The 10,502-nt window shown below is 72.0% G+C and carries 10 protein-coding genes; 3 read left to right on the forward strand and 7 right to left on the reverse strand.

The window, feature by feature from the left end; all coding sequences use genetic code 11:
* Nucleotides 1–282: 282 nt before the first annotated feature.
* Nucleotides 283–741: an Lrp/AsnC family transcriptional regulator gene (locus tag AB0I76_RS14230; RefSeq protein WP_357034501.1), complete on the reverse strand. Its 459-nt coding sequence runs from the start codon at nucleotides 739–741 to the stop codon at nucleotides 283–285.
* Nucleotides 742–1,009: 268 nt separating this feature from the next.
* On the opposite strand from AB0I76_RS14230, the gene AB0I76_RS14235 reads away from it, so the two are divergent.
* Entirely contained in the window at nucleotides 1,010–1,276 is a 267-nt protein-coding gene (locus AB0I76_RS14235) for a BldC family transcriptional regulator (RefSeq protein ID WP_357034504.1), read from the forward strand.
* A gap of 30 nt (nucleotides 1,277–1,306) precedes the next feature.
* Here the strand turns inward: AB0I76_RS14235 and AB0I76_RS14240 are convergent, their stop codons facing one another.
* The gene (locus AB0I76_RS14240) at nucleotides 1,307–1,969 is read right to left on the reverse strand and encodes a UbiX family flavin prenyltransferase (RefSeq protein ID WP_357034506.1); all 663 of its coding nucleotides are present in this window, start codon (nucleotides 1,967–1,969) and stop codon (nucleotides 1,307–1,309) included.
* Between the two features lie 176 nt (nucleotides 1,970–2,145).
* On the opposite strand from AB0I76_RS14240, the gene AB0I76_RS14245 reads away from it, so the two are divergent.
* A complete protein-coding gene (locus tag AB0I76_RS14245; protein WP_357034508.1) occupies nucleotides 2,146–3,144 on the forward strand; it encodes a terpene synthase in 999 nt (332 codons plus the stop codon).
* On the opposite strand, the gene mqnP is transcribed toward AB0I76_RS14245, so the two are convergent.
* The 3 genes from mqnP to AB0I76_RS14260 form a co-directional block, all read right to left on the reverse strand.
* Nucleotides 3,128–4,030 carry a menaquinone biosynthesis prenyltransferase MqnP gene (gene mqnP, locus AB0I76_RS14250; RefSeq protein ID WP_357034509.1) on the reverse strand — a complete coding sequence of 301 codons (903 nt, stop codon included), beginning with the start codon at nucleotides 4,028–4,030 and terminating at the stop codon, nucleotides 3,128–3,130. The genes AB0I76_RS14245 and mqnP overlap by 17 nt on opposite strands.
* Nucleotides 4,030–5,490 carry a menaquinone biosynthesis decarboxylase gene (locus AB0I76_RS14255; protein ID WP_357034512.1) on the reverse strand — a complete coding sequence of 487 codons (1,461 nt, stop codon included), beginning with the start codon at nucleotides 5,488–5,490 and terminating at the stop codon, nucleotides 4,030–4,032. The genes mqnP and AB0I76_RS14255 overlap by 1 nt, the downstream gene beginning before the upstream one ends.
* 105 nt (nucleotides 5,491–5,595) lie before the next feature.
* Nucleotides 5,596–6,129, reverse strand: coding sequence for a carboxymuconolactone decarboxylase family protein (locus AB0I76_RS14260; RefSeq protein ID WP_357034514.1), 534 nt, complete (start codon nucleotides 6,127–6,129; stop codon nucleotides 5,596–5,598).
* A 64-nt stretch (nucleotides 6,130–6,193) separates the two neighbouring features.
* Here AB0I76_RS14260 and AB0I76_RS14265 point away from each other — a divergent pair, with 64 nt between their 5' ends.
* A complete protein-coding gene (locus AB0I76_RS14265) occupies nucleotides 6,194–6,670 on the forward strand; it encodes a MarR family transcriptional regulator (RefSeq protein WP_357034516.1) in 477 nt (158 codons plus the stop codon).
* A 71-nt stretch (nucleotides 6,671–6,741) separates the two neighbouring features.
* Here the strand turns inward: AB0I76_RS14265 and AB0I76_RS14270 are convergent, their stop codons facing one another.
* Complete coding sequence (locus AB0I76_RS14270; RefSeq protein ID WP_357034518.1) at nucleotides 6,742–8,229, reverse strand: ATP-binding protein; 1,488 nt, start codon at nucleotides 8,227–8,229, stop codon at nucleotides 6,742–6,744.
* Between the two features lie 60 nt (nucleotides 8,230–8,289).
* Entirely contained in the window at nucleotides 8,290–9,372 is a 1,083-nt protein-coding gene (gene ccsB, locus AB0I76_RS14275) for a c-type cytochrome biogenesis protein CcsB (protein WP_357034520.1), read from the reverse strand.
* Nucleotides 9,373–10,502: the final 1,130 nt, after the last annotated feature.

A 10,502-nucleotide genomic window follows, 5' to 3' on the forward strand; every position in this document is an offset into this window, starting at 1 on the left:
CACCCGTCGGCGTGCAGTGCGGCGGCGATCGCGCGGCCGAGCCCACCGGCGGCCCCGGTGACGACCGCCGCACCGCCGCCGGGCCCGGGTCGGGGAGCCGGTGCGGGTCTCGGTCCGGGCGCTCGTCCGGGGGTCGGCGCGGCCGCCGGGGTGGTCATCGGCGCACGCTACCGCCGGGGTACGCCTGTCCGCCACACCTGCATCGGTGGTCTCACCGTTGGGGCAGCTCGACAGCGTACGGCGAAAGGTTGGTCGGTCGCGGCGGACGGACCCGCCGGCGGCTCAGGCGGGCGGGGACCCGACCGGCTGGGGGCGGTTCTCCCACTTGGTCGACAGGGCGATGCTGGTACGGGTGGAGGCGACGCCCGGGGTCCGGTTGAGCCGCATGATCAGCTGCTCCAGCTCCGCGATGGTGCCGACGCGGGCCTTGAGCAGGAACGACTCGACGCCGGCCATGAAGTAGCAGGACTCGATCTCGGGGATCGCCCGGAACCCCTCCAGGACGTCGTCGGTGTCCGCGCCGGAGTCCTCGACGATGCCGATCAGGGCGGTGACGCCGAGGCCGATGGTCTCCGGCTCCACCTCCGCCCGGTAGGCCCGGATGACGCCACTGGACTCCAACTTGCCGACGCGTTCGTGCACGGCCGGTGCGGAGAGGCCCACCTGCCGGGCCAGTTCGGCGTAGGAGAGGCGGGCGTTGCCGCGCAGCAGCTCAACGAGGCTCAGGTCGATCGCGTCCACGGACTGTAGACACTAGTCGTCCGGGCGTAACGCCGGACGTCCGGCACCCGTTGAGCATCACAGTAGGTCACAGTTCACTTACGCCCAGTCAAGGAGTGTCCCGCCGGTACCATTTACTAACTTCCCACTCAGTGCGTTTTTCGCGTTTGGCGGACAGGCCAGGTCGCTGGTGCTGTAATTGCCATACGTCCCTCATGACGGCTCTGGGCTCGCACCGGCCGGGGGCAGTGTGTTCAGCCGGGGGCTTCGTCGACGCGAGGAGGGGGCTGTGGACACTGGAGATCGCCTGCTGACACCGGGTGAGGTCGCCGCACTGTTTCGGGTTGACCCGAAGACTGTGACCAGGTGGGCAGCGGCGGGCCGGATAGGCAGCATCCGGACTCCAGGCGGGCATCGCCGGTTTCGGGAATCCGAGGTGCGGGCTCTGCTTGAGGGGGAGGGCATGCTGGACGAGGCGGAGGACATGGGCAAGCCGCGTAATGCCGGCCCCGCCGCCTCGACCGGGCCGGGTCCGGCCAACGCCGGCATGTACTGAGAAGGTGCTGATCGGCGCGCGGACCGGACGTCAGGTCCGGTCCGCGTTTCCGCCCGATTCGTTTCGGCCACGGGCCGCGCCGAGTTCACCAGCCCACCGCGTGAAGAGCGTGTGTGGCACGCCGAGGGCGTCGAGCACCTTCCCGGCGACGAAGTCCACGAGCTGTGCGGCGGTGGCCGCCGCTCCCGCGCCGTAGAAGCCCGGACTGGCCGGCAGCACCACCGCGCCGGCGTCGTGCAACGCGATCAGGTGCTCCAGGTGGCTGCGGGTCACCGGCGTCTCGCGGGGCACCACCACGACCGGCCGGCGCTCCTTGAGGTTGACCTCGGCGGCGCGCTGCAACAGGTCCTTGGACAGACCGATCGCGATCCCGGCGCAGGCCGCCGTACTCGCCGGCACCACGACCATGCCGCGGACCCGGTAGGAGCCGCTGCTCGGTCCCGCCGCGAGGTCACCGGCCGGCCAGTAGCGCACGTCCGCGCCGGTCAGGTCCCGGTCCAGCCACGCGGCGAGGTCCGCGGCCCAGTGCGCGTCCCGGAACGCGTGGCCGGTTTCGTCGAGGACGGTGAGCCGGGCGGCCCGGGACACGACCAGGTCCACCGGCTCCCCGGCGTCGAGGAGCGCCCGTACGACCGCCGCCGCGTACGGCGTGCCGGAGGCTCCGCTGACACCGACCACCCATGGTTCGCGCATGTCGTCAAGCCTGCCTGGTCGCCACCGGCCACCGGCGCGCACCCCCCGGATGCCTTCCGGCGGGTATGTGCCCGCCTGGGGTGATTACTCCGCGGTAGCCCCGATGTCCGGCGGGTACTCCTGTCCCCTGTGGACCTGGCATGCTGCCGGGGGCGAATTGCTCGGACAGACATCCCATGCGGGAGGAATCCGTGACCACCGGCGAGGTACTCCGGTCCCTGCGGGCCGAGTGTCCGATCCCGGCCCGGCTGTCCCCGTACGCCGAGCGGGTGCAGGGGTGGCTGGACGGCGAACTGCTGCCGAGCCTGGACCTGCCCCTGAGCGCGGCGGCGCACCAGCGGCTGGAGCGAGCCCGCTTCGCCCGGTACGCGGCCCGGCTGTACCCCGACGCGACCGAGGCCGACCTGCGGGTCATCACCGCTCTGTTCACCTGGTTCTTCCTGGTGGACGACCTCTGCGACAGGCCCGATCGGCTCACTCCGGACGATGTTCGTGCACTGCGTAACGAGGTGGTGATCCTGCTCCGGGGAGGGGCCCGGCTCCGGCACACCGGCCTCACCGGCCCGCTGCGGCGGCTGCTGGTGCGGGCCTGGCGCGAGCCGCGCCGCCGGATGCCCGCACGGTGGCGGAACCGCTTCGCCGACGCGGTCGCCCACCACCTCGACGGCACGTGGCGGGAGGCGGCGGGGAAGGCCGCCGGTCGCCGTCCCGACGTGGCCGGGTACGTGGAACTGCGGCGGGCCACCTCCGCGGCGTACGTGTCGTACCCGCTGGTGGAGTTCGTGACCGGGCGTCCGCTGCCCGACCCGGTCTACCACCACCCGCTGCTGACCCGGGTCGCCGACACCGGCAACGACCTGCTCTCCTGGTACAACGACCTGGCGTCACTGGAACGGGACCGGGCCACCTCGGGCGGGCACAACCTGGTGCTGGCGATCGCCGCCGAGGAACGGGTGCCACTGGAGGTCGCCGTCGACCTCGCGGCGGACCGCTGGCGCGAGTCGATGCGCCGCTTCGTGGCCCTGCGCGCGGCCGTGCCGTCGTTCGGGCCGGCGCTGGACGAGGCGGTCACCGACCATCTCGACGTGGTCGCCAACGCCGTGCGCGGCACCGTCGACTGGACCCTGGAGAGCGCCCGCTACGCGGACGCCCACCCCGTCAGGGCCGCAGGTTGAGGCGGAGCACCAGGTCGAGCAGGGCGAAGGCGAACAGCGCGATGCCGACGAACCCGTTGGCCGTGAAGAACGCCCGGTTGACCTTGCTCAGGTCGGTGGGGCTGACCACGACGTGCTGGTAGCCGAAGGCGACGGCGGTGAGCGCCAGCCCGATCCACCACGGCCAGCCGAAGCCGACCAGCGCGCCGAACCAGACGAACAGCGCGAATGTCACCACGTGCGCCACGGTGGAGGCGTGCAACGCGAAGCGCAGCCCGTACCGGGCGGGAACGCTGTGCACGCCGATCTGCCGGTCGACCTCGGCGTCCTGGCAGGCGTAGATCAGGTCGAAGCCGCCGATCCACAGGCCGACCGCCGCGCCGAGCAGCCACGCCGGCCACGAGCCGTCGAGGGTGCCGGTGACGCCGAGCCACGCGCCGACCGGACCGACCGCCTGGGCGACCGCGAGGATCGCGTGCGGCCAGTTCGTGAACCGCTTGCCGTACGGGTAGACGACCAGCGGGACCACCGCGAGCGGCGCGAGCACCAGGCAGAGCGGGTTGAGCAGGGCGGCGGCACCCAGGAACACCACGAGCGCGACGGCCGCGCCGGTCCAGGCCGTCCGGACGCTCACCGCCCCGGTCACCAGTTCCCGGTTGGCCGTACGCGGGTTGCGCGCGTCGATCCGCCGGTCCAGGATCCGGTTGGCGGCCATCGCGAACGTCCGCGCCCCGACCATGGCGACGGTGATCAGCAGCAGGTCGAGCCAGCGCACCCGGCCCCCGTTGACCTCCATCGCGGTCAGCGCGGACAGGTACGCGAAGGGCAGCGCGAACACGGAGTGCTCGATCGCGACGAGCTTGAGGAAGGGTTTGACGCGACCGGGCCGCTCCCGCACAGCCGTCATCAGAGCCCGTACTCCTTCCAGCGCTTGTCGACCAGGGAGACCACCTCGGGGCTCATGCTCATCTCCTCCGGCCAGCCCCGCGTGTAACCCTCCGTCGGCAGCTTGCGGGTGGCGTCGACGCCCGCCTTGCCGCCCCAGAACTGCTGGTACGACGAGTGGTCCAGGTGGTCCACCGGACCCTCGGTGAGCAGCAGGTCCCGGGCGTAGTCGACGTTGCCGAAGGCGCGGAAGGCGACCTCGTTGTAGTCGTGCACGTCGCAGTCGGAGTCGACGATCACGATCAGCTTGGTCAGCGACATCAGGTGCGCGCCCCAGATCGCGTTCATGACCTTCTGGGCGTGTTTCGGGTAGCGCTTGCGGATCGAGACGATCGCGCAGTTGTGGAAGACGCCGGCGGCCGGCAGGTCGTAGTCGACGATGTCCGGGATCAGCAGCTTGAGCAGCGGCTGGAAGATCCGCTCGGTGGCCTTGCCGAGGCCGTGGTCCTCCTGCGGCGGCTTCGAGGTGACGATCGAGTGGTAGACCGGCTTGCGCTGCATCGTCATCGCCTCGATGTGCAGCACCGGGAACGGCTCCACCGGTGTGTAGTAGCCGGTGTGGTCGCCGAACGGGCCCTCGGGCAGCCGCTCGCCCGGCTCCAGGTACCCCTCCAGCACGACCTGGGCGTGCGCCGGCACCTGCAACGGCACCGTCAGGCAGTCGACCATCTCGACCCGCTCGCCGCGCAGGAAGCCGGCGAACAGGTACTCGTCGATGTCACCGGGCAGTGGCGCGCTCGCCGCGTACGACACGACGGGGTCGCAGCCGATCGCGACCGCGACGGGCAGGCGCTGGCCGAGCCGCTCGGCGACCGCGTGGTGGGCGGTGGAGTCCTTGTGGATCTGCCAGTGCATGCCGAGGGTGTTGCGGCCGTGCTGCTGGAGGCGGTAGAGGCCGAGGTTGCGCTTCCCGGTCTCCGGGTGCTTGGTGTGGGTCAGCCCGTAGTTGTGGAAGATCCCGCCGTCACCCGGCCACACCTGGAGGCCGGGGAGCTTGTTCAGGTCGACGTCGTCGCCCCGGTAGACCACCTCCTGGCAGGGGGCGGTCTTCACCTTGCGCGGCGGCACCGACTTGAGCTGCATGACCTTGCCCAGGCCCTCGCGGATGCCGGACCAGCCGACCGGCAGCTCCGGCTTGACCAGCGCGCCGATGCGGTCGCCGATCTCGTCCAGCGACTCGACGCCGAGCGCCATCGCCATCCGCTTCTCGGTGCCGAACAGGTTGATCGCGACCGGCATCTCGCCCCGGGTGGGGTGCTCGAAGAACAGCGCCGGCCCGCCCTCGCGGACCGTCCGGGTGACGATCTCGCTGATCTCCAGCGTGGGGTCGACCGGGACGGTCACCCGCCGCAGTTCACCCGCCCGCTCCAGGGCCGCGAGGAAGTCCTTGAGATCGGTGTACGGGAAGCCACGAGCCGCCATGCTGCCAGTCTCCCGCACCGGCCGGGCCGGCGGCGAAGCCGGGTCACCGTCACCGCTGTGGGTCATCCCACGCATCCACCGCGGGGTCGCCGGACGTAGGCCACCTCAGGCGTACGCGGCGAACTGCGGGTCGACCGGTGCCTTCGTGAGCCGGTTGGCGAAGGTGGAGATGGTGTAGGTGCCGACGCCGAGTACCACGTCGAGGGCTCCCCGGGGTTCGTGGCCGGCGTCGAGGAAGGCGCGCAGCTCCGCCTCCGGCACGGCACCGGCGTGGTCGAGGACGGCGAGGGTGAACCGCCGCAGCGCCTCCAGGCGGTGGTCGGGCAGAGGCTCACCGCACCGCAGGGCTCGGACCAGCGTGTCGTCCGCGCCCGACCGGACCAGGGTGGCGGTGTGCATGGCCACGCAGAGGTGGCAGCCGTTGCGGGTGGCGACGGTCAAAACGACGACCTCCCGCTGGACCGGGTCGAGGCTGCTCGCCTCGAAGCTGGCGTTGGCGGCGAGGAACCCCGTGAGCAGTTCCGGGGAGCCGGCCATCAGTCCGACGGCGGCGGGCAGCCGGCCGAACTTCCGTGCGACGGCGTCGAGGGTCGGCCGGGCGGCGGCCGGGGCGGTGTCGCGGGTGTGCAGGGTGAACATGGCGGACGCCTCTCGGATAGGATCGTCAACATGGTTGTCCAAATAGTAAACGAGGTTGTCGACTGTGGCAACGGCTGACCCGGAGCGGCCCGGTTTCCTGCTGCCCCTGCTGCTGCTGGCCGGCTTCCGTACGCTCATCGACGACCTGCACGTCGAGCTGGACCGGCAGGGGCACCCCGAGCTGCGGCCGATGCACGGCTTCGTCCTCCAGGCGGTCGGCCTCGACGGCACCACCGCGTCCGAGCTGGGTCAGCGCCTGGGCGTCTCGAAGCAGGCCGCCGGCAAGACCGTGGATCGGCTGGTCGCCCTCGGCTACCTGGAACGCGTCGACGACCCGACCGACGCCCGCCGCAAACTGGTTCGGATGACTCCCCACGGGCTCGACGGGCTGCGCCGCTCGGCGGTGCTCCTCGACGCGCTGCGGGACCGGTGGGTGGACGCGCTCGGCGCGGACCGGGTCGCCGCGATGGAGGACGACCTGCACCGGGTCGCCCAGCCCCACCTGTTCCGGCTGGACGTGCCAGGCTGGTTCGGCGGCTGACAAGGCGCATCCATGATCGGGTGATGAAAACCGTCGATCCTGCACCGGATCCGACGGTTTTCCATCACCCGTCAGTCGCCGGTGTAGAGGCGCGTCGGGTCGACGAGGATCACGTCCGACCGCCGACGGCTGGCCGCCCGAAGGTCATCGGTGAACCCCGCACCGCTCGCGAGCAGCAGCCGGGCGCCGCGCGCGTCCAGACTGGGGCGGGTGACGAGCAGGTCGCGTGCCTTGACGAGCCGGTCCACATCCGCGACGCCCAGCGTCCGACCCCACTTGACCTCGCCGATGGCGAGCAGCGGCCGGGGTCCGTCGCCGAACGGCGGCTCGCCGAACGCGACCAGGTCGAGTTCCAGGCTCGTACGGCTGGAGGGGTCAGTGAGGACGGCGGCGCTGGCTTCCGCGACGATGCCACCGAGCGTCTCCGGTGCGGCGAAGCGCAGCGCCCACTGCCGGACGATCTCCTCGAAGGCGGGTCCGAGTACCGCACTCGCGTACCGACGCTGGGAACGCCGCCAGACGTCTGCGCCGCGTCGCTGCTCCAGGGCTGTCCAGGCGGGGCGCATGACCGCCTGGTAGAAGGTGATGAGGGGTTCGGCGATGCGGTAGCGGCTGCGCCCGCTGCGTAGCGGGTCGGGCTCACGGGTGAGGAGGCCGGCGTCCTCGAGGACGGTGAGCGGGTGCTGGAGGTCGTTGGCCTTCCGTCCGATGTAGCCGGCGATCCCGCCTCGCGTGCCGTTGCCTTCGGCGACCGCGGACAGCACGGAGTGGTAGAGCGCGGTGTCCCGCAGGTCTGGATCCTCGGCCAGCAGGTAGCGGGCCTCGCGGAACAGCGGACGAGCGGGATTCAGCACGGCACGGACGACCCAGTTGTCGAAGTCGTCCGGCCCGTCGGGCGTGTCGTCCTGGACGTACTCCCGTCGGTAGGCCGGCGTGCCCCCGACGATCGCGAACACCTGGGCGGCGAGCGACGGGTCGCCGATCCCCCAGAACGTCGCGGCCGCCCGATAGTCCAGCGGCGCGACGGGCAGTTCCAGCCCGGCCCGTCCGCGCAGCGGGGCCGAACCGGCCAGCAGGCCACCCATGAAAGACAGTGCAGAGCCGCAGAGCAGGAGGCGCGTACGGGAGCCGGTGCGCTCGGCACGGCCCGGGGTGAGGGCGTGCTGGATGACCGACGGGAGGTCACGACTCGCCCGAGCCAGGTACGGGAACTCGTCGATCACCACCGTCAGCGGCCGGTCTCGGCCCAGCGCGAGCAGCGCGTCCACAGCGCTCGACCAGTCCGCGAGGTGTAGCGGGCCAGGAGCGTCGGTGTGCCGGCCGAGCGCCTCCCCGAGGCGTCGCAACGAGTCCGCCGGGGTCGCCTCTGTCGCCCCGAAGTAGAAGCCCTCGGTGGCCCGGGCCAGCTCGTACAGCAACAGGGTCTTGCCCTGTCGGCGGCGCCCGCTGACCACGCCCAGCGTCGCCCCCGGGCGGTCGTCGGTGGCGAACCGGACCAGCTCCGCCCACTCGACGTCACGATCGAAGATCTCCGCCGGCTTGGCCAACTCCACAGGCACCCCGCAAAATGTAGGACCACATTTCTTAGAAGTGTAGTCCTACATTTTGCGCGAGCACCGTCAGTCCAGGCCGCCGTACGAGTGCAGACCCTCGAAGAAGATGTTGACGCCGAACAGGTTCATCAGCACGGTGAGGAAGCCGAGCACCGCGAGCCACGTGGCCACGTTCCGCTTCACGCTCGGCGTGGCCCGGGCGTGCAGGTAGCCGGCGTACACCACCCAGGAGATGAACGCCCAGGTCTCCTTCGGGTCCCAGCCCCACGGCCGACCCCACGCCGCCTCGGCCCAGATCGCGCCGGCGATCACCGCGAAGGTGAAGATCGGGAACGCGAAGGCGTGCAGCACGAACGTCAGCCGCTCCAGCGCCGCCGCCTCCGGCATCCGCTTCGCCAGGGTGTACGGGAAGCTGCGCCGGCCCTGCTCCCAGCCGGCCCGCATCAGGTACGCCACGGCGGGCACCACGCCGAGCAGGAAGATGCCGGAGCTGAACACGATCGTCGAGACGTGGACGATGAACCAGTACGAGTTGAGCGCCGGCACCAGCGGCACGATCGGGGTGTAGAGCACCAGCTCGGCGGTGGCCAGCAGCAGCACCATCACCAGCGTGAGGAACAGCCCGAGGCGACGCAGCGACGGGCGCTTCCACAGCACCGCGAGCCAGCCGGCGACCCCGATGAACGAGACCGTCAGCACGAACTCGTACATGTTGCCCCAGGGCATCCGGTCGGCGGCGAGGCCGCGGGTGACCAGGGCGGCGAGGTGCAGCAGGGCGGCCACGGCGGTGGCGCCGAGGGCGATCCGGCCGGCCAGCCGGGCCCGCGCCGACCAGAACATCGCCGGGCTCTCGCCCGCCCCGGTCACCGGTGGGACCGCGACGACCGTCCGGCCCGGTGGGACGTACTCCCGCCAGCGGCCGTCGGCGACGGGCGCCGGCACCGGCCACACCGGCACGGTACGGATCGGCGTGGGGGTCAGCGGGAGCAGCGCGGCGGCGACCGCCCCACCCCACAGCAACCGCACCGGTACGCCGGGAGCCGTGCCGGCGGTGGCCGCGCGGACCCGATCCAGCGACAGCGCCACCAGGATGCCCAGCACCGGAATGCACACCAGCGCCAGTCGTGCCGGGACGGCGAGGTCGAGCAGCGGCAGCTCCCCCACCAGCCGGTACGGGCCGGGCACCGACGTGGGAGCGCCGTCGAGGCGTACCCGCGCACCGAGCGAGAGCAGCGCGAAGAGCGCGCCGCAGACGGCGAGCGCGCGGACCAGCGGCCGGCGCCACAGCCAGATCACGACCACCACGGCGAGGATCAGCAGCCCCGGACCGAAGAACGAGTTCTCCTCGGTGGCGTTCGGGGCGAGCAGGCCGGGCAGGTAGCCGTCGCCCAGCACCGTCTGCCGGGCGGAGGCGGTGAACGACGCCAGATCCAGCTGGTAGCCGTAGGCGTGGAACGGCATCCCCCGGTAGTGGCCGGGGCCGAGGAACTGGAACCAGAGCGGGTACGCCAGCAGCGGCGCCGCCACCGCCGCGCCGACGCCGATGCGGCCGAGCAGGGCGGGTGCCCGCCGACGGGCGGTCCGCGGGTCGGCCACGGCGTACGCCAGGACGAACACGCCCGCGGCGAGAGCCATGAAGAGCAGCACCTCCTCGCCGAGGAACACCTGGTACGTCACCAGAAGGCCGAGCAGCACCCCGTGCCGCAGCACCCGGCCGCTCTCGGGGCGGAACACCAGCGCCAGGATCGGCGGCACCAGGAACTGCGCGGCCATGTGCAGGTGCGCACCGGCCTGGGCCACCATCCCGGGTGCGAAGCCGCAGACGAGACCGCCGACGGCCGCCGCTACCCGGGAGTCGACGAGCCGGCTGCGCAGCAGGACGTACCAGGCGGTGGCGGTGCCGGCGAGGCAGGCGACGACGGCCACCAGGAAGGCCACCTGGGAGCCGAGGAGCAGGGTCACCGGGGTGAGCGGCACGCCGAGGCCGAGCACCGAGGTGTTGGCCATCAGGTTCACCCCGTCCGGGGCGTTCAGCGCCGCGCTGTACAGGGGGTTGTCGAGGTCGACCACCGCGCGGGCCGCGCGGGCCAGCATCCACTCGAAGAGGATCTGGTCCCCGGCCTGGTGGAACATCCGGTCCGCACGGCCCCACTGGCCGGAGGCGAGCAGCACCGCCAGGCCGACGTAACCGGCCACCACCAGCGCGTCCGGGGTGTACGTCCGGGCCCGGCCGAGACGGCGGGCCGGCTCGCGGTCCGGAGCGGGCGGCCCGGTTTGGG

The organism is Micromonospora sp. NPDC049799 (assembly GCF_040656655.1).
Classification (GTDB): Bacteria; Actinomycetota; Actinomycetes; order Mycobacteriales; family Micromonosporaceae; genus Micromonospora.